Source organism: Mesorhizobium loti R88b (genome assembly GCF_013170845.1).
Taxonomy (GTDB): Bacteria; Pseudomonadota; Alphaproteobacteria; order Rhizobiales; family Rhizobiaceae; genus Mesorhizobium; species Mesorhizobium loti_B.
Window position 1 is genome coordinate 4243727 of the sequence record NZ_CP033367.1, and the last position, 21616, is coordinate 4265342.

Here is a 21616-nt window from a genome sequence, read left to right on the forward strand (position 1 = left end):
CGGACCGCCCAGGCTATGCATTACGCATAAATTAGACGGTTTCCGCCTCAGGCGCCGCAACCTTCTTCCAGTCTCCGGTCGTGTTCCACCAGCGATTCGGATTGGCGCGGTCGTCCAGCCCCTTGGAGCGGCTGGCGAGGATCGGTTGGATGCGGATCACCGGCTCCTGATAGGAATGGGCCCGGAAAATCGCCTCGACGACACGGCTGGCAAGTGTCTGGTCGTCAGGCAGTTCGAATGAAACCTCGACCGTGCCCGGTCGGCGGCGCAATTCGGTTTCGGCGCCGGCCGCGGCCCCGTCAAGCGGCCTGTAGCGTTCGATGCCGTGTGCCGACTGATAGGCGTTGCGGTCATATTTGCCCATGGCCAGCGGGGCAATCGCAACCACCGCGTCCATGATGCGGTCGACATCGGCAGCCGGGGCCTGGAAGGTCACTAGCAGCAGGAGCGTCATTCGCAGGGATGTCGTTTCAAAACCGCTGTCGATCATGGGAGTGTCCTCAACTTCCGATGTTTTGGGACACTCTTCTAACCCAGCGCTCCTGACACGGTTCTGTCAGCAGCGGGCGTTGCGTCGAGGAGTCAAAGCAGAATCTTGCGGACGAGCCTGACGCCGACCAGTGCCATATAGGCGGCGAAGAACAGGCCGAGCGACCAGCCGAAACCGGACGGACCGAACGCATCCATGCCGATGCCGATCGCCTGCGGACCGAGCACCATGCCGACGCCGTAGCAGAGCACGAAGGCGGCGTTGGCGGATGCCAGTTCGTGGCCGGAAAGCTGCGAGCCGAGATGGGCAAGGCCGATCGTGTACATGGCAGCGACCACGCCGCCCCAGACGAACAGAAGGGCGGCCATCAAGTGCCAGTTCGACGCAAAGAAGGGCATGAATATCGTGCCGGCAAGGCCGACGGTGGCGCAGGCGAGCAGCAGATAGCGGCGATCGCTGACACGGTCGCTGATCATGCCGATCGGAATCTGCAACAAAACGTTGCCGAGACCGATCATAGTCAGCAGCAGGGCTGCGTCCGCTTCGGAATAGCCGATGCGGTTGCCGTAGATGGGAAACAGAGCGAAACCGCCGGTTTCGACCGCGCCGAAGACCAGCACGGCGGCGGTGGCCGATGGCACCAGCCAGATGTAGCGTAGGAAATTGCTGGTTTCGCCATCGGCCACAATGGTCGGGCTTTCGTTGCGTGCGGCCAGTACCGGTATCGCGGCCAGCGTCACCAGCCCGATGATGACGCCGAACGGCCTGAAGCCGGAACTGCCGAGATGGGCAAACAGCCAGGGTCCGGCGGCGAAGCCGAGCGACAGGACGGTGGCGTAAATGCCGAGGACAAGGCCGCGCCGGTGCGGCGGCGCCGAGGTGCTGATCCAGAATTCCGACAGGATGAACAGCACGGTCAGCGCGATATGCAGCACGATGCGCAGCGGGAACCACATCCAGAAATCGGGCGCGAAATGGAAGCCGACAAAGGCCAGAACGCCGGCGGCAATCATGGCCACCATGGTCCAGGCGACGCCGAAGCGCATGGCGAGCGGGGTCGCCAGCGGTGCGCCGGCGATCGAGGCCAGGCCGGCGACGGCCGTGTTGAGGCCGATCATCGAGGCCGAATGGCCGCGCGTTTCCAGGATGACGCTGAGCAGCGGCATGCCGAGGCCAATGGCGATGCCGACGACGCTGATCGACGAGATCGCCGCCACCATCGGCAGCCAGTGTACGCGTTCGTCGCCCTGTGGTTGGGTATCGACCGTCATGGGATGCTGAATACTCTGTCTGTTTGATCTTACGCAATTGCCGGCGGAAAACCGCGTCACTCTTTTCCTGGAATTGCCCTAGAGAAGTTCGCGGATGAAGCGGTTGCGGACAAGCCGGTAGAAGGGCACGGGACCGCCCGGTCGCAGCAGTGGATCATGGGCGAGGCGCTTTTCCAGCTCGTCCAGGATCATTCGGGTAATGTCGGGTATGTCGGCTTCCCTGGCCTTGGCAAGCGGCAACCAGACCAGTTCCTCGAGCTCGTTGGTTGGGCCGCCACCGGGCAGTTCAACGGCGACATCGTTGCGCCAGGCGCTGAAGAAACGCGTGTCGAAGCGGCGCACCCGGTTAGGCGGGGTGATGGCACGGGCGATGAAACGCAGCGTTTCGAGCGAAGGGCTTACGCCGTGTTCGACAAAACCTTGCCAGTCACGCTTGTCGGTCGCAAAGGCGGCCTTCTGGCCGATCAGCAGCCCGGCTTCCTCGTAAGTCTCGCGAATTGCGGACAGCGCGACAGCGCGGGCTCGCGCAGCACTGGTGCGACCGGGACCCGCAAGCAGCTTCGCTTCCTCATCGCGGTGCAATGCGGTGGCTGTGGCGATGCGGCTGTCGGCCGGATCGGTGCGGCCACCGGGAAACACGAACTTTCCAGGCATGAAGGCGTGGCCGGCGTGGCGGCGGCCCATAAGAACCAGAACCTCATCGCCCTTGCGGTCGAGAAGAATCAGCGTCGCGGCGTCACGCGGACGCAGGGGCCGGCCGCTATGTGCGGCAAGACCCTTGTCGAGCTTGTCGACGTCCGCCTTGGTCATTGCTTCCATGCGCTGGACCTAGCGGAAAGTTCTTGCAAACGAAAGTGGCCTTTCACGGTCGGTACGTTGCGCCAGAGGGCGCGCTAGGTTCCGGGATGCGGCTCGATCCCATCCTTTTCGTCACCGAAGCCGTGCATATAGAACGCCCATTGCAGTCCGATGACGGCGCCTTTTACAGGCTGAAGCAGGGCAACCGACAAAATAATGGTCAAGGGCACCCAGATGAGGATGTGCTGCCAGGTGGCCAAGTCGGATGTCGCCTCCACGCCCATGAAAGCGCCGAGAACGATGTGGCCGACGATGACGATGACCAGATACGCCGGCAGGTCGTCCGCGCGATGGTGATGGATTTCCTCGCCGCAGACGCTGCAGGTCTCGACGGTCTTGGTGAAGCCGCGAAACAGCTTGCCTTCGCCGCAGTTCGGGCAGCGGCCCAAAAAGCCGCGCTTCATCGCCGTCCACAAGGGGCGGGCAACCCGGCCGGTGTGATGTTCGCCGCCGAAAACCTGTTCTTGTATCCCTAATTCTTTTGGCATCATCGTCTCCTGCCGCGCGAGCCCGGTCGCGATTGCGACGCACGGGCGCGGCCCTTGGCCTTGTGAAACGACTTGCTGGAGCCTGGCAGGGGCTTCGGGTCGGTCAACATCTCGAAGCGCATCGCGCCGGCCATTGGTGCCACCTCGATGAGCCGGACCTCGACCCGGTCCGCGAGTTGGTAGCCTTTGCCGGTGCGTTCTCCGAACAGGGAGCGGGCCGTTTCATCGTATATATAGTAATCGCCGCCCAGAGTTGACACCGGGATGAAGCCATCTGCGCCAAACTGCGGCAATTGGACAAAAAGTCCTGATTTGGTGACGCCGGAGATGCGGGCGTCGAACCGGTCGTCGATGCGCTCGGCAAGATAGGCCGCGATCAGCCGGTCCACCGTGTCGCGCTCGGCGGCCATGGCGCGCCGCTCCGTGCCGGAGATCAGGACCGCAACGTCTTCGAGCCGCGCCTCCTCATCCTGCGTCAGACCGCCCGGACCGAGGCCGAGTGCGGCGATAAGCCCGCGATGCACGATCAGGTCGGCGTAGCGGCGGATCGGCGAGGTGAAATGCGCGTAGCGCTTCAGGTTGAGGCCGAAATGGCCGATGTTCTTCGGCGAGTATTCAGCCTGGCTCTGCGAACGCAGTACCACCTCGTTGACCAGCGCCTCATTGTCGGCGCCACGCACGCGTTCCAGGATGCCGTTGAACTGAGCAGGCCGCATCTGCGCGCCGCGCGCCAGCGACAGGCCAAGCGTCTGTAGGAACTCGCGAAGCGATTCCTGCTTGGCGAGCGACGGCGCATCGTGGACGCGGTAGACCAGCGCCTGCTTCTTTGCCTCCAGCGTCTCGGCGGCGGCCACATTGGCCTGGATCATGAATTCTTCGATCAGCTTGTGGGCGTCGAGCCGTTCCGGCACGATGACGCGATCGACCGTGCCATCCGGCTTGAGCAGGATCTTGCGCTCCGGCAGGTCGAGTTCGAGCGGCTGGCGGCCGTCGCGACCACGCTTCAGGATCGCATAGGCGTCCCAGAGCGGCTTCAGCACCGTGTCGACGATCGGGGCGGTCTTGTCATCGGGCGCGCCGTCGATCGCGGCCTGTGCCTGCTGGTAGGCAAGCTTCGCCGCGGATTTCATCATCACGCGATGGAAAGAGTGCCTGATCTTGCGGCCATCGGCGGAGAAGGTCATGCGCACCGCCAACGCCGGGCGGTCCTGGCCTTCGCGCAGCGAGCAGAGATCGTTGGAAATGCGCTCGGGCAGCATCGGCACGACGCGGTCCGGGAAATAGACCGAATTGCCGCGCTTCAGCGCTTCGCGGTCCAGTGCCGTGCCATAGCGGACATAGGCCGCGACATCGGCGATCGCCACGGTGGCGATCACGCCGCCGGGGTTCTTCTCGTCGAGGTCGGGCGTGGCAAAGACGGCATCGTCATGGTCCTTGGCGTCGGCCGGATCGATGGTGACCAGCGGCAGGTCGCGCCAGTCTTCGCGATGATCCATGGTCGCTGGCTTGACAGCTTCGGATTCAGCGATGACGTCGGCCGGGAAGATGTGCGGGATGTCGTGGGCGTGGATGGCGATCATCGAGACCGCCTTTTCGCTGGTCAGCGAACCCAGCACGTTGAGTACTTTGGCGCGAGGAAGCCCAAAGCGGGAGGCGCGCGCGGGCTCGACTTCGACCAGGTCGCCATTTTTGGCGCCGTTCTGGAATTCCTTGTCGACGATCAGCTCGGGCTGGCGGCGTTCCACCGGCTCGATGCGGAATGTGCCGTCCTGCAGCACGCGGAAGACGCCGAGCACTGCATCGGTCCGCTTCTCGAAAATCTTCATCACCCGGCCGGTATAGGCAGGTCCTGTTGGCTCATCGGTCGGAAAGGTCTTGGCCAGCACGCGATCGCCAATACCGGGCGCCGGTCCATTGCCGCTGCGCGAAACCCGGATCGAGACTACGGGTGGTTCGCCGGGGCCGACTGCCTCGGCCGGATGCGCCAGCAAGATGCCATCGCCGTCGCGGCCAAAAATGTCGAGCACGGCGACATGGGGCAGGGCGCCCACGCGGGCCAGCTTTTTGCGCTCCTTGGTCAGGACACCTTCGTCCTGCAGGTCGCGCAAAATATCCTTCAGCCAGATGCGGTCATCGCCGCGCAGCGCGAACGCCTTGGCGATGTCGCGCTTTCCGGCACGATCGGGATTTTCGGCGATGTAGCGCAGGATTTCGTCACGCGAGGGCTTATAGTCATCCTTGACCTTGGCTCTCGTGTCGGCGGTGCGTGGATCGCCGTGGCTTCTTCCGGTGATCCTGCGCGCCACGCTGTCCTACCCTTTTTTCTTCGCGGCCGGTTTCTTGGCCGCTGTTTTCTTGGCGGCGGGCGCCTTGGTTGCCGCTGCCGCCTTGCGGAACGGCTTCTTGCCGCCGCCGCCCTTGGCTTCCTTCTCGGCAATCAGCGCCAGCGCATCCTCGATCGTCACCGACTGCGGATCCTTGCCTTTCGGCAGCGTGGCGTTGACCTTGCCGAAATTGACGTAAGGCCCGTATTTGCCGTCGCGCACGACGATCTTGCCGCCGCCGTCCGGATGGTCGCCAAGCTCCTTGAGCGCAGCGGCAGTGCCGCCATTGCGGCCGCCCTTGCCCTTCGACTGCTTCTCGGCAATTACCGTGACGGCGCGGTTGAGGCCGATCGAGAACACATCCTCGATGCTGTCGAGATTGGCATAGGTGCCATCGTGCAGCACGAACGGGCCGTAGCGGCCGAGCCCGGCCGAGATCATCTTGGCCGTTTCGGGATGCTTGCCGATATCGCGCGGCAGCGCCAGCAGGGCCAGCGCCTTCTCATGGTCGATGGAGTCGGGCGTCCAGCCCTTGGGCAGGCTGGAGCGCTTGGCTTCCTTGCCGTCGCCGCGCTGCAGATAGGGGCCGAAGCGGCCCGAGCGCAGCGTGATTTCCTCTGCCGTGTAAGGATCCTTGCCCAACACCTTGGTGCCGTCATCGCCGCCGCCATTCTCGCCATTCGGGTTGGCGGCGTCGCCGAGCTGGCGGGTAAACGAGCATTCCGGATAGTTCGAGCAGCCGACAAAGGCGCCGAACTTGCCGAGTTTCAGCGACAGATTGCCGGTGCCGCATTTCGGGCAGATGCGCGGGTTCGAGCCGTCTTCCCGCGTTGGAAAGACCAGTGGCGCCAATTCCTCGTTCAGAGCATCGAGGACGTCGGTGACGCGCAGTTCCTTAATGTCGGCGACAGCGCCGGAAAAATCCTTCCAGAAATCGCGCAGCACGTCCTTCCAGGCGAGCTTGCCGTCGGAAATCTCGTCGAGCTTTTCCTCGAGCGAGGCAGTGAAATCGTATTCGACGTAGCGCTCGAAGAAGCTTTCCAGGAAGGCGGACAGCAGACGCCCCTTGGCCTGCGGCACCAGCCGGCGCTTGTCGATGGTGACGTAGTCGCGGTCTTCCAGCGTCTTCAGGATCGCGGTGTACGTTGACGGGCGGCCGATACCGAGCTCTTCCAGCTTCTTGATCAGCGACGCCTCGGAATAGCGCGGCGGCGGCTCGGTGGTGTGCTGGGTGGCGTTGATCGCCTGACGGGCAAGCTGCTCGCCGGCCCGGATTTCCGGCAGACGGCGGTTTTCCTCGTCTTCCGCGTCATCGTCCTTCTGGTCGGTGTAGGCGGCAATGAAGCCGTCGAAGCGAACGACGGAACCAACGGCGCGCAGCTCCGCCGTGCGGGCACCGTTCACCGCCTCGATCTCGACCGTGGTGCGCTCGATTTCGGCCGGCTGCATCTGGCTTGCGATAGCCCGCTTCCAGATCAGCTCATAGAGCCGCATCTGGTCGGAATCGAGATATTGGCGGACCGATGCCGGGGTGCGCATGAAATCCGTCGGGCGGATGGCTTCGTGCGCTTCCTGGGCATTCTTGGCCTTGGCAGTGTATTGGCGCGGCTTCTCCGGAAGGTATTTCGGGCCGAATTCCTTGGCGATGGCGTCGCGGGCAGCGTCGATCGCCTCGGGCGCCATCTGCACGCCGTCGGTTCGCATATAGGTGATCAGGCCGGTGGTCTCGCCGCCGATCTCCATGCCTTCATAGAGCCGCTGCGCCACCTGCATGGTGCGCGTGGCGGAGAAGCCGAGGCCCGACGAGGCCGCCTGCTGCAGCGTCGATGTGGTGAAGGGCGGACCGGGATTGCGCTTGTTCGGCTTGGCTTCGACGGACAGCGCCTTGAAGGTGGCACCCTCGAGCATCGCCTTGATGTCGTCGGCCTGCGCCTTGTTGGCAATGTCGAGCTTTTGCAGCTTCTTGCGCTCGAACGCAGTCAGCCGCGCCTCGAAAGTGTCGTTGCGCGGGGTGCCGAGCAGAGCTGCGATCTGCCAGTATTCCTCGCGGATGAAGCGTTCGATCTCGGATTCGCGGTCGCAGACAAGACGCAGCGCCACCGACTGGACTCGGCCGGCCGAACGAGCGCCCGGCAGCTTGCGCCACAGCACCGGCGACAGCGTGAAGCCAACGAGATAGTCGAGGGCGCGACGGGCCAGATAGGCATCGACCAGCGGCGCATCGATCTGGCGCGGATTGGCCATCGCCTCCAGCACAGACGATTTGGTGATGGCGTTGAAGACGACGCGGCTGACCGGCTTATCCTTCAGCACGCGCTTCTGCTTCAGCACTTCCAGCACATGCCAGGAAATAGCTTCGCCTTCGCGATCCGGATCGGTGGCGAGGATCAGGCCGTCGGCATCCTTGACCGCGTTGGCGATATCGGAGAGGCGCTTGCCCGAGGCCGTGTCGACCGCCCAGGACATGGCGAAATCCTCGTCAGGACGCACCGAGCCATCCTTGGCCGGTAAATCGCGGACGTGGCCAAACGAGGCCAGAACCTTATAGTTCTTGCCGAGATACTTATTGATTGTCTTCGCCTTGGCCGGCGATTCGACGACGACGACGTCCATGAGGTCTCATTATCAGCTGTGATGCGGCAGAAGAATTCCGCTGCGCGCGACGAAATCTCGGTTCTGTATGTCGCTCACATGGCCGCGCTTTTGCATCCGGTCAAGGGGAAGCGCCCAAATTGCAAGGCTGTCCGCAGCAATACACTCTAAGAGTGTATGGAGAAAATCGCAGAATTTTGGCTTTCGGGGATGATGGCGCGGAGTAGGCGGAAACAGCCCGTTTCATGTTCGGCGAGTCGATGCGTTCCACCACACACAGGATAGCGACCAGATATCACCCTCTCACAAAAAACCGGCCGCCGGCTGCATGGAGGGTGCCCGGCGACCAGTTGATATCCCACCTAGTAAGCGGGAATAGGCTTCGAGGCTCAGTCGGCCTTGACGATGTGCCAGACGTCGGCGACACCGTCGCCGGTCACGTCGCCAGCCTTCTTGTCCTTGATGAAGGTGTAGACCGGCTTGCCGTCATAAGCCCACATCTTGGTGCCGTCGGTGCGGTCGACAACGCTCCATTCGTCGTCGGCCTTGGCGCCGGCCTCGGCCTTCAGCGGCGGCCAGTTGGCGGCGCATTTGTCGTAGCAGTTGGTCTTGCCCTTCTCATCCTTGTCATAGGTATAGAGCGTCATGCCATTGGCATCGGTGTAGATCTTGGTGCCATTGACCTCGGCTTCCTTCCACGCTTCGGCGGCGAAGGAAGCGGCGGTGCTCAGCAAAAGTGCTGCCAGCCCTATGGTTATGGTTTTCATGGAAATCTCCCTGGCTGATACTTGGAGACACGCGGGAAATCGCGGCCTCGCAGTGTCAACGCCTGCCGGTCACGGTATCTTCCCGAGGGGACCGGGAATCGATCGCCGGCAGGCCGGTAACAATTCTCCCGCTCCGTTCGTACTTGGATGGTGGCGCAGCGGGATTCCCGGCCGGTGCGATTGCCGACAGCGACCGGTTGCCACACATTGGTGATTGGCGCACAGGCCAGAGCGCCGCTATATCGTCGCCAAACAGTCGGAGCTTTGGAATGGCATTGGACATCGGCTATGTCAGCGCGGTCGGGGCGGGCGCCATCTCGTTCCTGTCGCCTTGCGTGCTGCCGCTGGTGCCGCCCTATCTCTGCTATATGGCCGGTGTGTCGGTCGACGATTTCCGCGGCAATGCGGGTGCGACGGCGCGTGAAGGCGCGCGCGGCGCACTGCTCTATTCCTCGATCGCTTTCGTGCTCGGCTTTTCGACCGTTTTTGTAGCGCTTGGCGCGGGCGCCTCGACCATCGGCCGGCTGCTGCGCGTCTGGCAGGAACCGCTGGCGATGGGGGCCGGTGTGCTGATCATCCTGATGGGCCTGAATTTCCTCGGCATATTGCGCATTCCGCTGTTGTCGCGCGAGGCGCGCTTCCAGTCGCAGGGCAAGCCCGCCAGTGCCGTCGCCGCCTATGTCATGGGCCTGGCCTTCGCGTTTGGCTGGACGCCCTGCATTGGCCCGGTGCTGGGGCCGATCCTGACGCTGGCCGGCGGCCGCGAAACGGTGGGCGAGGGCGCGCTGCTGCTCGCCGCTTATTCGCTCGGGCTTGGCATACCCTTCCTGATCGCAGCGCTGTTTTCCGGCGCCTTCATGCGCTTCCTCGGCAGGTTCCGTGTCCATCTCGGCCGTGTCGAAAAGGCGATCGGCGCATTGCTGGTTGTCGCCGGCGTGTTTTTCCTGACCGGCGGCGTGCAGACAGTGTCTTACTGGCTGCTGGAGAATTTCCCGGTGCTGGGACGGCTGGGATAGCGACTCTCGTGATTGCTATCAGAAGTTAGACTCGACTCGCTGAAAGACGCAGACGCTTTTGAATCCGTTGGCGAGCGGCTGGACGAGGATAGCGGTAGGGCGCTGTTCCTGATTGGTCGCTTGGGCCAGCAAATAGAGCTTTCCGTCGATCCTCTGCGTGTCGAAGTGGACGTAGCGCCAGCTCACATCCACATAGAGGCCGGGCATGTGTCCGGCTATGACGCTCCATCCCGATGGTAGTTTGTCCGCCGAGAACTTGTCCCCATCGTTGTTGAGCATGCTCTCTTCCAGAATTTTTGAAGGGTCGGAAGTGACCGGCGCCAGCATCATAAGGTCGCCGTCGAAGTAATGATTGGTCCCGTTCCAACGGACAAGCTTGCGAAGCACGCCGGGCGACACTTCGATCGTTGCGACATTGAGCTCTTGTCCCGCGGTCTCCACAGGGAAGACCTTGGCGGTGTCGTTGGCGGTCATGCTGACATTTTCAAATCCTTTTGGTCGAAGTCGCAGGAATTTTCGGCAGAGGCGTGGCTCGGTGGCTCCACGCGCCAGCAATATGGTTCCGACTGGCGGCCGGCGACTGGATGTCCCGTATTCGACGCCGTCAATCACGTGGCGATTGAGCTGGAATGGCTCGTCTCGGCAGGTGATCGCCCCATTGTCCGGCGCGCCGTAACTATGGGCTGCATAGCAATAGCTCAGCCGATCCGGCCGGATGACGAGTCCGATCAGCCAGGGTGTGTCGTCCATCCCGTAGCCTGGCTTCCATTGTTTGCGCGATAGAATCTTTCGCTTTGCAATCCAGAGGCTGAAGAAGGCCGGCGGATCGCCACCGCCCATGCCATAGCCAAAGGCTTGCTCCCGCCCGTCGCGAACGCGGATTGTCCAGCCATTGGCCATGGTGCAATTCGATTGGCCGAGGGTCGGTGTCGCCGATAACCCCTGGTCGGCGCTGGCCGGCAGTTGATCGTACAGGACCGGCTCTTCGTCCGCCGTCATTGTAAAGCGGACCAGCGCGATGTTGTGGCCGGGTTGGCAAACCACCTCGGCATGCGAGGTGGCGTAGTCGGCCCGAGCTGTCTCCGGACAGATCAGTATCGAAATAAAAAATAGCAGCGCAGCAAGGGTATGCAGGTCACGGCTCAACATTTGCAGCCTCCCTTTTCAGAGCATGCCAGCGCCACTATCCGACGCGAGCCGAGCAACGAAAACACTATTCAGCACAAATTCTTCCGGGAAACTTTTTTGCAATGGACCCGCTGATTAAGAGTCAGCTGCTCTCCGCCATCTCACCGGAATTTAACCGCATTGGTGCAGCATGCCGCCGCTGCTATCCTGTCTTGATTCCCAACCCTTTGATATGGTTGTCCTTCCATGAGCCAGAGATCCTGCCTGTCCATTATCCTCGCCGCCGGCGAGGGCACGCGCATGAAGAGCGCGCTGCCGAAGGTGTTGCACCAGATCGCCGGGCTGCCGATGGTCGCTCATGTGGTGAGGGCAGCCGAGGCCGCCGGCGCCAGCGGCCAGGCGCTGGTGATCGGCCATGGCGCCGATGAGATGCGCAAGGCGGCGGCGAAGTTTGCACCGAAGGCAGAGACCTTCGTGCAGGAGAAGCGGCTTGGCACGGCACATGCCGTGTTGGCCGCGCGTGAAGCAATATCAAAGGGTTACGACGATGTGCTCGTGATGTTCGGCGACACGCCGCTGATCGACGCGGGCGCGCTCACGGTGGCGCGACTGAAGCTGGCGGAAGGTGCCGCCGTCGTGGTGATCGGCTTCCGGCCGCCCAATCCGACCGGCTATGGCCGGTTGATCGAAAAGGGCGGCAAGCTGATTGCTATCCGCGAGGAGAAGGATTGCTCCGAGGAGGAGAAAAAAATAGGCTTCTGCAATGCCGGCATGATGGCGGTGGCCGGTGCGCACGCGCTGAAGCTGCTTGATGCCGTCGGCAACAAGAACGCCAAGGGCGAGTATTATCTGACCGACATCGTCGAGATCGCCAGCGCCCAGGGGCTCGATGTCGTTGCCACTGAAGCCAGCTTCGAAAGTGCTCTCGGCATCAACAACCGTGCCGAACTGGCGCAGGCCGAGGCCATCTGGCAGGCACGCCGCCGGCAGGAGGCGATGCTTTCGGGTGTGACGCTGATTGCGCCGGAGACCGTGTATTTCTCGCACGATACCGAGATTGGCGCCGACACCATTGTCGAGCCGAATGTCTGGTTTGGTCCGGGCGTGAAGATCGCGGGCGGCGCCAAAATCCACGCTTTCAGCCATATCGAAGGCGCCACCATTGCGTCCAATTGCGATGTCGGTCCGTTCGCGCGGCTGCGGCCGGGCGCCGATCTCCGGGAAAAAGCGAAAGTCGGCAACTTCTGCGAGGTCAAGCAGGCTGTTGTCGAGGAGGGCGCCAAGGTCAACCATCTGACTTATATCGGCGATGCGCGCGTCGGTGCGGGTGCCAATATCGGCGCCGGCACCATCACCTGCAACTATGACGGCTATTCGAAATTCTTCACCGATATCGGCGAGGGCGCCTTTGTCGGTTCGAACTCCTCGCTGGTGGCGCCGGTTTCGATCGGCAAGGGCGGCTACATCGCGTCGGGCAGCGTCATCACCGAAAGTGTGCCTGACGATGCGCTGGCCTTTGGCCGCGCCCGCCAGAAGACGATCCCCGGCAAGGGCAAGGATTTGCGCGAGCGCTTTGCCTCGGCCGCGGCGGCAAAGAAGAAGGCGGCGGGCGCCGACCATTAGCAATTATTTGGTGTTTTTCTTCCTTACCGAAGCAATCGAAAATAGAGCAATTGCAGTAACTGGATTGCAAGAGCGGTCTGGCATGGTGCATGCGTTGAGAAGCGTCCGTTACAGCGGGCGAAATGCAATGTGACTTTCGCGGCGGACCGGCGATCCCTAAATAAGCGCTGGTTTTGCCTGGGGAATCGGGGACTGTCTGCATGTGCGGGATCGTTGGAATCGTCGGCAATTCGCAAGTCGCACCGCTCATCGTCGACGCGCTGAAGCGATTGGAATATCGCGGCTATGACTCGGCCGGCGTCGCAACCATCGAGCATGGCGAACTTGGCCGCCGCCGCGCCGAAGGCAAGCTGGTCAACCTCGAACGCCGCCTCAAGGACGAGCCGCTCGACGGCACGATCGGCATCGGCCACACCCGCTGGGCGACGCATGGCGTTCCGAACGAGACCAATGCACACCCGCATTTTTCCAACGGCGTCGCCATCGTCCACAACGGCATCATCGAGAATTTCGCCGAATTGCGCGATGAGCTGATCCGTGACGGCTACTCTTTCTCGTCGCAGACCGACACCGAGGTCGTGGCGCACCTGGTGGCGCGCGAACTGGCCAAGGGGCTGAAGCCGGTCGAGGCCGCGCACCAGGCGCTGAAGCGGCTGGAAGGCGCCTTTGCGCTGGCCATCATGTTCAAGGGAGACGAGGACCTGATCGTCGGCGCCCGCAACGGCCCCCCTCTGGCGGTCGGCCATGGCGACGGCGAGATGTTTTTGGGCTCCGACGCCATTGCGCTTGCCCCGTTCACCAATTCGATCACCTATCTCGAAGATGGCGACTGGGCGGTGGTGCGCCGGGGCGGCGTCGCCATCTTCGACATCGACGGCAAAAAGGTCGAGCGCAAGCGCCAGCAGTCGCTGTCGACCAGTTTCATGGTCGACAAGGGGAACCGCCGCCATTTCATGGAAAAGGAAATCCATGAACAGCCGGAGGTGATCTCGCACACGCTGGCGCACTATGTGGATTTTGTTTCGGGTGTCTCGAAGCCGCTCGACCTGCCATTCGACTTCGCCAAGATCGGCCGGCTGGCGATCTCGGCTTGCGGCACCGCCTATCTCGCCGGCCTGATCGGCAAATACTGGTTCGAGCGCTATGCGCGGCTGCCGGTCGATATCGATGTCGCCTCGGAATTCCGCTACCGCGAGATGCCGCTGTCGGCGAATGATGCCGCGTTCTTCATCTCGCAATCGGGCGAGACCGCCGACACGCTGGCCTCGCTGCGTTACTGCCGCAAGGCCGGCATGAAGATCGGCGCCATCGTCAATGTGCGCGAATCGACCATGGCGCGCGAATCCGATGTGGTGCTGCCGACACTTGCCGGCCCGGAGATCGGCGTCGCCTCGACCAAGGCCTTTACCTGCCAACTCTCGGTGTTGGCGTCTCTCGCCGTGCGCGCCGGCGTGGCGCGCGGCACGATCTCGAAAGAGCAGGAGAAAACCCTGGTGCGCGCGCTTTCGGAAGCGCCGCGCTATGCCAACCAGGTGCTCAAGCTAGAAGAGCAGATCGAGCGGATCGCGCGCGAACTCTCGCGCTACAAGGACGTGCTCTATCTCGGTCGCGACACCAATTTCCCGCTGGCCATGGAAGGCGCGCTAAAACTCAAGGAAATCTCCTATATCCACGCCGAAGGCTATGCGGCGGGCGAGCTGAAGCACGGGCCGATCGCTCTGATCGACGAGAACATGCCGGTCATCGTCATTGCGCCGCATGACCGCATCTTCGAGAAAACCGTGTCGAACATGCAGGAAGTGGCGGCTCGCGGCGGCAAGATCATCCTGATCACCGACAGCAAAGGCGCGGCGCAGGTGAGCGTGAAAACGATGGAGACGATCATCCTCCCGGATGTGCCGGAAATCATCTCGCCGATCATCTATGCGCTGCCGATCCAGATGCTGGCCTATTTCGCCGCTGTGTTCATGGGCACCGACGTCGACCAGCCGCGCAATCTGGCAAAGTCGGTGACGGTGGAATAGGGGACGATCGCCGATACGCCCTGAACGGATCGGTCAGGTGGCCGCTCGCCCTGGTCCGATCCGGTGGGCCGTTCCGCTCGCATGACCGCGCCGGTGATGGCCGCATAATCGATCCTTTAAAAACTTCGCAGTTTCAAAGCCCCTTCCAGTTCACTAATGTTGCGCTGCAACCCGCGCCCCCGGTGAACCATGTCCGATGCCCCCAAGACCTCCGGCATGACCCGGCTGAGGAACTATTTCCTCACAGGCTTCATCGTCTGCGCGCCGCTGGCGATCACCGCCTATATCGCCTGGTCGTTCATCGGCTGGGTCGATTCCTGGGTAAAGCCATACATTCCAGCACGTTACAGCCCCGACACCTATTTGCCGTTTCCGGTTCCGGGGTTCGGGCTGATTGTCGCGCTGATCCTGATCACGCTGATCGGTTTTCTCACCGCTAACATCGTCGGCCGCGCCATTGTCGGTTTCGGCGACAGGCTGCTTGGCCGCATGCCGCTGGTGCGCGGTATCTATGGCTCGCTGAAACAGATTTTCGAGACCGTGCTGTCGAACAAGGGTGACATGTTCCGCCAGGTCGGGCTGGTTGAGTATCCGCGCAAGGGGGTGTGGTCGCTGGTGTTCGTCGCCAGCGAGAAGGAAACCGAAATCAACCAGAAACTCGACCAGGAAGGCGATCCGCTGATCGCCGTGTTCATGCCTTGCACGCCAAACCCGACCACCGGCTTCCTGATGTATGTGCTGAGATCCGACATTGTGCTGCTCGACATGACGATCGAGGAGGGCGCCAAGCTGATCGTGTCGGCCGGGCTGGTGGCGCCCGAGGTGAAAAGCAAGATGGTGACGTTGAATGGCGAGCCGATCAATGGAACGGTCGCCAATCCGCCGCTAGGGCCTCATCCGGCGCGCAAAAGCCGTACGGCCTCGTCGCGGCCGAACAAATAGAGCAGCAGGCGCAGCGCTTCACCCCGATCCGACTGCAGCTCCGGATCGCGTGACAGGATCAGCCTGGCGTCATCGCGGGCCGCTTCCAGCAGATCGGCATGCGCCTCGATGCGGGCCACCTGGAAACCCGGCGTGCCGGACTGGCGAGTGCCCAAAAGCTCGCCTTCGCCGCGCAGTTTGAGGTCTTCCTCGGCAATCAAAAAACCGTCCTCGGTTTCGCGCATGACAGAAAGCCGGCGTTTTGCCGTCTCGCCGAGCGGATCCTTGTAGAGCAGCACACAGGATGAAGGTTTGTTGCCGCGTCCGACCCGGCCGCGCAGCTGGTGCAGTTGCGCAAGTCCAAAGCGCTCGGCATGCTCGATGACCATGACGGTAGCGTCCGGCACGTCGACGCCGACCTCGATGACCGTGGTGGCGATCAGGATGCGGGTCTCGCCCTCTTTGAAAGCGCGCATCGCCTCGTCCTTCTCGGCACCCTTCATGCGGCCGTGAACGAGGCCGATGCGGTCGCCAAACAGCGGCTTCAGCGAAGCAAAGCGATCCTCGGCCGACATCAGCTTGATCTCTTCGGATTCTTCCACCAAAGGGCAGATCCAGTAAACCTTCTGGCCGCCGGCGACGGCGTCCTCCATACGGACGACCAGCTCGTCGAGCCGTTCCAGCGGCAGGGTGACAGTGCGGATCGGCTGGCGGCCGGCCGGCTTCTCCGTCAGTTTCGACACATCCATGTCACCAAAGGCGGTCAGCACCAGCGTGCGCGGGATGGGGGTCGCCGTCATCACCAGCATGTCGGGCGCGTCGCCCTTGGCGGTGATGGCCAGCCTTTGGTGGACACCGAAGCGGTGCTGCTCGTCGATGACGGCGAAGACGAGGTCGTGAAAGGTCACCGTTTCCTGAAACAGCGCGTGGGTGCCGATGACGATGTCGATCTCGCCGCTCGCCAGACCGGCCAGCGTGTCGGTGCGTTCGCGGCCTTTTTCGCGGCCGGTCAGGATGGCGATGCGCAGCCCGACCTTGGCGGCAAGCGGCGTGATCGTCGCCAGATGCTGGCGCGCCAGGATTTCGGTCGGTGCCATCAGTGCTGCCTGGCCGCCGGCCTCGACGGCGCGTGCCATGGCCAGCAGCGCGACCACCGTCTTGCCGGAGCCGACGTCGCCTTGCAAAAGCCGCAGCATGCGTTCGGGATCGGCGAGGTCGGCATTGATTTCGGCCAGCGCGAACTCCTGGCTCGATGTCAGCGAATAGGGCAGGGCGGCGCGCAGTTTCTCGACGATGCGGCCGTCGCCGACCAGGGGACGGCCCGACAGGCGGCGGACTTTTGCCCGCACCAGCGCCAGCGAGACCTGGCCCGCCAGCAACTCGTCATAGGCGAGGCGCCGCCAAGCCGCACCATCAATGGAGACATCGATCGGATCCGCCGGATTGTGGATGCGGGTCAGCGCGTCGCCAAAGGTCGGAAACGTGTGCCGGCGCATAAAGGCGCCGTCCTGCCATTCGGGGAATTCGGGCACGCGGGCGAGCGCCTGGCCGATCGCCCGGCGCAACACTTTGCCCGAGAGACCGGCTGTGAGCGGATAGACTGGTTCGACCAGCGGCAGGTTTTCGGCCTCGCTGGCCAGCGCGATATGGTCGGGGTGGACCATGGTCGGGCGGCCGTTGAACCATTCCATGCGGCCCGAGACCACGACATGCTCGCCGATGGGCATCGCTTTTTCGAGATAGGCGGCGTGCGCATGGAAGAAGGTCAGGCCGATTTCGCCGGTATCGTCATGGGCGTAGACCCGGTAGGGCACCGATTTGTTGCCGCGCGGCGGCGGCTGGTGGCGATCGATGCGCACATCGAGCGTGACGATCTGGCCTTCCGCGGAACCTGCAATGCCTGGCCGACTGCGGCGGTCGATGACGGTGTGCGGCAGTACGAACAGAAGGTCGCCGGCGCGCGCGGTGCGATCACCGAGATCGGCGGGGACCACCTTCTCGATCAGTGCGCCGACCTTCGGCCCGACGCCGGCAAGCGAAGTGATCGGGACAAACAGGGGATCGAGGATGGAAGGACGCATGATGTCAGCTTATGTCGCGACGGCCTCAGCGCAAGGCTGACAGCACCCTCTATCCACGCTATATGCGCCGCAGCAAGTGAGGATGCGGCACAATGACCGGAACAAAACGATCAAGCGAGGGGCTGGATATCAGGCGCCGCAAGCTCTTGTTTCGCTCCTGGCATCGCGGCATGCGCGAGATGGACCTTATCCTCGGCAGCTTCGCCGACGCGGAGATTGCTGCCTTGACCGACGCGGAAATCGACCAATATGAGAGGCTCCTCGACATCACCGACACCGAATTCCTGCCGCTGGTCACGGGCGAAAGCCCGGTGCCGGCCGATCTCGATTGTGCTGTCCTGCAAAAGATCCTGGCGTCCCGCCGGACCATGACTTTCTGAACGATAACCAACACCGTGATTTTATGAGCCTCATTCCCATCATTGGCCTGCCGAAAGGCCGTGCCGGCCAGTTTATCGTCGACGGGGTCGCCGATGGCTACGAAGCCTTCGCGCTGGTGCAGGCGGCACTCGAGATCGCTCCCGACAAGCCGGTGCTTTTCGTGGCGCGTGATGGCCAACGATTGCCTGTTATCATCGAGGCGCTGTCCTTCGCCGCACCCGGCCTGCCGGTGCTGGAGCTGCCGGCCTGGGATTGTCTGCCCTACGATCGCGTCTCGCCCGGCTCGGATGCCGCCGCCAAGCGCCTCGATGCGCTGACCGCCATGATCGCGCTGGCCAAGAAGCCGCACCGTGCCGTCATCCTCACCACAGCTAATGCGTTGCTGCAGCGCATTCCGCCTGCCGACCTTGTCGAATCTCAGACATTTCATGCCAGGCCCGGCAACCAGATCGACATGAATGCGCTGGTGTCGCGGCTGGAAACATCCGGCTTCGAACGGGTGCCGACAGTGCGCGGTATCGGCGAATTCGCGGTGCGCGGCGGCATTCTCGACCTCTTTGCGCCGGGCTGGACCGAGGCGCTTCGGCTCGACTTCTTCGGCGATACGCTGGAATCGATCCGCGTCTTCGATGCCGCCACCCAGCGCACGATCGGCCAGCGCAAGTCGATGGCGCTGCAGGCGATGAGCGAGGTGGCGCTGACGCCGGAAACCATCAGCCGCTTCCGCCGCTCCTATATCGAAGCCTTCGGCGCTCCCCAGCGCGATGACGGATTTTACGCGGCGGTCAGCGAGGGCAGGCGCTTTGCCGGCATGGAGCACTGGCTGCCGTTCTTCTACGAGCGGCTGGAAACCGTGTTCGATTATCTGCCCGACACGCCTGTCATTTTCGACCATCTGGCGCATGAGGCGCTTGCCGAGCGCCACACGCTGATCCTCGACCACTATGAGGCGCGCAAAAAGCAGGCCGACGCCTCATTGAAGGATGCCGTGCCCTACAAGCCGGTGCCACCGGACCTGCTTTATCTCTCGCCGGAAAACCTGATCGCCTCGCTCGGGCCGCGCGAAGCGATCGACTTCACGCCCTTCGACGCGCCCGATGCCGGCGCGAAGAAAGTCTACCACGCCGGCTCGCGCCATGGCCGCAGCTTCGTCGAGGAGCGCGCCGATCCCAACATCAATGTCTTCGATGTCGTCGTCAGGCACATCGCCGACGAGCGCGCCGCGCGCCGCCGCGTCGTCATCGCCGGCTGGACCGAAGGTTCGCTCGACCGGCTAGGCCAGATTCTCGCCGAGCACCATCTTGGCAATCTCAAGCAAGTCGAAACCCTTGCCGAAGCCGAACAGCTCGAGCCGGGGCAGGCGGCATTGGCCGTGCTGCCGCTCGAATCCGGCTTCGAAACGGAAAAGCTGGTCGTTGTCGCCGAACAGGATATTCTGGGCGACCGGCTGATCCGGCGCTCGAAGCGCAAGAAGCGGGCGTCCGACTTCATTGCCGAAGCCTCGGCCTTGTCGGCTGGCGATATCGTCGTCCATGCCGACCACGGCATCGGCCGCTTCATCGGCCTGCGCACCATCGAGGCGGTCGGCGCGCCGCATGATTGCCTGGAAATCCATTATGCCGGCGACGATCGGCTGTTCCTGCCGGTCGAAAATATCGAACTCCTGTCGCGCTACGGCTCTGACACAGCCGAGGCGACGCTGGATAAGCTCGGTGGCGGCGCCTGGCAGTCACGCAAGGCAAAACTGAAGAAGCGCCTGCTCGACATGGCCGGGCAGCTGATCCGCATCGCCGCCGAGCGGCAGATGCGCGCAGCTCCGGCACTGGTGCCGGCCGAAGGCCTCTATGACGAGTTCTCAGCCCGTTTCCCCTATGAGGAGACCGACGATCAGCAGAGCGCGATCGACTCGGTGCGGGACGATCTTGGCGCCGGCAAGCCAATGGACCGCCTGATCTGCGGCGACGTCGGCTTCGGCAAGACCGAAGTGGCGCTGCGCGCCGCCTTCATCGCGGCCATGGAAGGGTTCCAGGTCGCCGTGGTGGTACCGACGACGCTGTTGTCGCGCCAGCATTTCAAGACGTTTTCGCAGCGCTTCTCCGGCCTGCCGATCCGCGTCGCCCAAGCCTCGCGGCTGGTCGGCGCCAAGGAACTCGCCGAAACCAAGAAAGGCATTGCCGAGGGCCAGATCGACATCGTCATCGGCACCCATGCGCTGCTCGGTTCCGCGATCTCGTTCAAGAATCTCGGCCTGCTGATCATCGACGAGGAGCAGCACTTTGGCGTCAAGCACAAGGAGCGGCTGAAGGACCTGAAGACCGATGTGCATGTGCTGACACTGTCGGCGACGCCGATCCCGCGCACACTGCAACTGGCGCTGACCGGCGTGCGCGAGCTGTCGCTGATCGCCACACCGCCGGTCGACCGCATGGCGGTGCGGACCTTCATCTCGCCCTTCGATCCGCTGGTCATTCGCGAGACGCTGCTGCGCGAGCGCTACCGCGGCGGGCATTCCTTTTATGTCGTTCCGCGCATCAGTGATCTCGCGGAAATCCATGATTTCCTGAAGGAATCCGTCCCCGAGCTGAAAGTGGCGGTGGCCCACGGCCAGATGCCGCCGGGCGAACTCGACGACATCATGAATGCCTTCTATGACGGCCAGTACGATGTGCTGCTGTCGACGACCATCGTCGAATCCGGCCTCGACATTCCGACCGCCAACACGCTGATCATCCACCGCGCCGACATGTTTGGCCTGTCGCAGCTCTACCAGCTGCGCGGCCGCGTCGGGCGTTCGAAGGTGCGCGCCTATGCGCTGTTCACGCTGCCGGCACACCGCAAGCTGACCGACACCGCCGAGCGCCGTCTGAAGGTGCTGCAATCGCTCGATACGCTGGGCGCCGGCTTCCAGCTCGCCAGCCACGATCTCGACATCAGGGGTGCCGGCAATCTTTTGGGCGAAGAACAATCCGGTCATATCAAGGAGGTCGGCTTCGAACTCTACCAGCAAATGCTGGAGGAGGCGGTGGCCGAGGTGAAGGATTCCGGCGAGGTCCAGGATGGCGGCTGGTCGCCGCAGATCGCCGTCGGCACCGCGGTCATGATCCCGGAAAGCTATGTTCCGGACCTGCAGCTCAGGCTGGCGCTCTACCGCCGCCTTGGCGATCTCGAAAACACCGAGGAGATCGACGCGTTCGGCGCCGAACTGATCGACCGGTTCGGCCCGCTGCCGGACGAGGTCAAGCATCTCCTGAAGATCGTCTTCATCAAGGCGCTGTGCCGCAAGGCCAATGTCGAAAAACTTGACGCCGGGCCGAAGGGCGTCGTCATCCATTTCCGCAAGCGCGAGTTCTCCAATCCGGTCGGCCTGGTCAAGTTCATCGGCGAGCAGGGCTCGCTGGCCAAGATCCGGCCGGACCACAGCGTCGTCTTTACCCGCGACTGGCCAACAGCCGAGAAGCGGCTCGCAGGCTCGGCGGTGGTCATGACGCAACTGGCGCGGCTGGTGGAGAAGGCGGCCTGAGGTGCATCGATATTCAAGTGATGCCGGCCCGCAAATGCCGGTTTCCTGCGCTTCCCCGTTCTACTGCGTCGCAGTAGAACTGTGCTCACGGACCCAAATGTCCGCTCCGCTCCGGTTCTCGGTATCAACCAT

At 63.0% G+C, this 21616-nt stretch carries 15 protein-coding genes; 6 read left to right on the forward strand and 9 right to left on the reverse strand.

The window, feature by feature from the left end:
• Positions 1-31: 31 nt before the first annotated feature.
• The 7 genes from EB235_RS20680 to EB235_RS20710 all read right to left on the reverse strand — a co-directional run bounded on the left by EB235_RS20680 (position 32) and on the right by EB235_RS20710 (position 8790).
• Positions 32-490, reverse strand: coding sequence for a hypothetical protein (locus tag EB235_RS20680; RefSeq protein WP_027029185.1), 459 nt, complete (start codon positions 488-490; stop codon positions 32-34).
• 92 nt (positions 491-582) lie between these two features.
• Entirely contained in the window at positions 583-1761 is a 1179-nt protein-coding gene (locus EB235_RS20685) for an MFS transporter (protein ID WP_027029184.1), read from the reverse strand.
• A gap of 78 nt (positions 1762-1839) precedes the next feature.
• Positions 1840-2580 (reverse strand): NUDIX hydrolase, encoded by a 741-nt coding sequence (locus EB235_RS20690; RefSeq protein WP_027029183.1) that lies wholly within the window; start codon positions 2578-2580, stop codon positions 1840-1842.
• Positions 2581-2654: 74 nt separating this feature from the next.
• Positions 2655-3107 carry a DUF983 domain-containing protein gene (locus tag EB235_RS20695; protein WP_027029182.1) on the reverse strand — a complete coding sequence of 151 codons (453 nt, stop codon included), beginning with the start codon at positions 3105-3107 and terminating at the stop codon, positions 2655-2657.
• Positions 3107-5413 (reverse strand): ribonuclease R, encoded by a 2307-nt coding sequence (rnr, locus tag EB235_RS20700; RefSeq protein WP_027029181.1) that lies wholly within the window; start codon positions 5411-5413, stop codon positions 3107-3109. The genes EB235_RS20695 and rnr overlap by 1 nt, the downstream gene beginning before the upstream one ends.
• Before the next feature lie 6 nt (positions 5414-5419).
• Positions 5420-8044 (reverse strand): type I DNA topoisomerase, encoded by a 2625-nt coding sequence (gene topA, locus EB235_RS20705; protein WP_027029180.1) that lies wholly within the window; start codon positions 8042-8044, stop codon positions 5420-5422.
• A 368-nt stretch (positions 8045-8412) separates the two neighbouring features.
• Entirely contained in the window at positions 8413-8790 is a 378-nt protein-coding gene (locus EB235_RS20710; protein ID WP_027029179.1) for a COG4315 family predicted lipoprotein, read from the reverse strand.
• Positions 8791-9059: 269 nt separating this feature from the next.
• On the opposite strand from EB235_RS20710, the gene EB235_RS20715 reads away from it, so the two are divergent.
• The gene (locus tag EB235_RS20715; RefSeq protein WP_027029178.1) at positions 9060-9806 is read left to right on the forward strand and encodes a cytochrome c biogenesis CcdA family protein; all 747 of its coding nucleotides are present in this window, start codon (positions 9060-9062) and stop codon (positions 9804-9806) included.
• An 18-nt stretch (positions 9807-9824) separates the two neighbouring features.
• On the opposite strand, the gene EB235_RS20720 is transcribed toward EB235_RS20715, so the two are convergent.
• A complete protein-coding gene (locus tag EB235_RS20720) occupies positions 9825-10955 on the reverse strand; it encodes a hypothetical protein (RefSeq protein WP_027029177.1) in 1131 nt (376 codons plus the stop codon).
• Positions 10956-11180: 225 nt separating this feature from the next.
• On the opposite strand from EB235_RS20720, the gene glmU reads away from it, so the two are divergent.
• The 3 genes from glmU (at position 11181) to EB235_RS20735 (ending at position 15523) form a co-directional block, all read left to right on the forward strand.
• The gene (gene glmU / locus EB235_RS20725) at positions 11181-12557 is read left to right on the forward strand and encodes a bifunctional UDP-N-acetylglucosamine diphosphorylase/glucosamine-1-phosphate N-acetyltransferase GlmU (protein ID WP_027029176.1); all 1377 of its coding nucleotides are present in this window, start codon (positions 11181-11183) and stop codon (positions 12555-12557) included.
• A 200-nt stretch (positions 12558-12757) separates the two neighbouring features.
• Complete coding sequence (gene glmS, locus EB235_RS20730) at positions 12758-14581, forward strand: glutamine--fructose-6-phosphate transaminase (isomerizing) (RefSeq protein WP_027029175.1); 1824 nt, start codon at positions 12758-12760, stop codon at positions 14579-14581.
• Positions 14582-14770: 189 nt separating this feature from the next.
• Positions 14771-15523 carry a DUF502 domain-containing protein gene (locus EB235_RS20735; protein ID WP_027029174.1) on the forward strand — a complete coding sequence of 251 codons (753 nt, stop codon included), beginning with the start codon at positions 14771-14773 and terminating at the stop codon, positions 15521-15523.
• Here the strand turns inward: EB235_RS20735 and recG are convergent.
• Complete coding sequence (gene recG, locus EB235_RS20740) at positions 15475-17583, reverse strand: ATP-dependent DNA helicase RecG (protein WP_027029173.1); 2109 nt, start codon at positions 17581-17583, stop codon at positions 15475-15477. The genes EB235_RS20735 and recG overlap by 49 nt on opposite strands.
• Before the next feature lie 92 nt (positions 17584-17675).
• On the opposite strand from recG, the gene EB235_RS20745 reads away from it, so the two are divergent.
• Complete coding sequence (locus tag EB235_RS20745) at positions 17676-17963, forward strand: succinate dehydrogenase assembly factor 2 (RefSeq protein WP_027029172.1); 288 nt, start codon at positions 17676-17678, stop codon at positions 17961-17963.
• A 23-nt stretch (positions 17964-17986) separates the two neighbouring features.
• Positions 17987-21484: a transcription-repair coupling factor gene (mfd, locus tag EB235_RS20750; RefSeq protein WP_027029171.1), complete on the forward strand. Its 3498-nt coding sequence runs from the start codon at positions 17987-17989 to the stop codon at positions 21482-21484.
• The last annotated feature ends 132 nt before the right edge of the window (positions 21485-21616 follow it).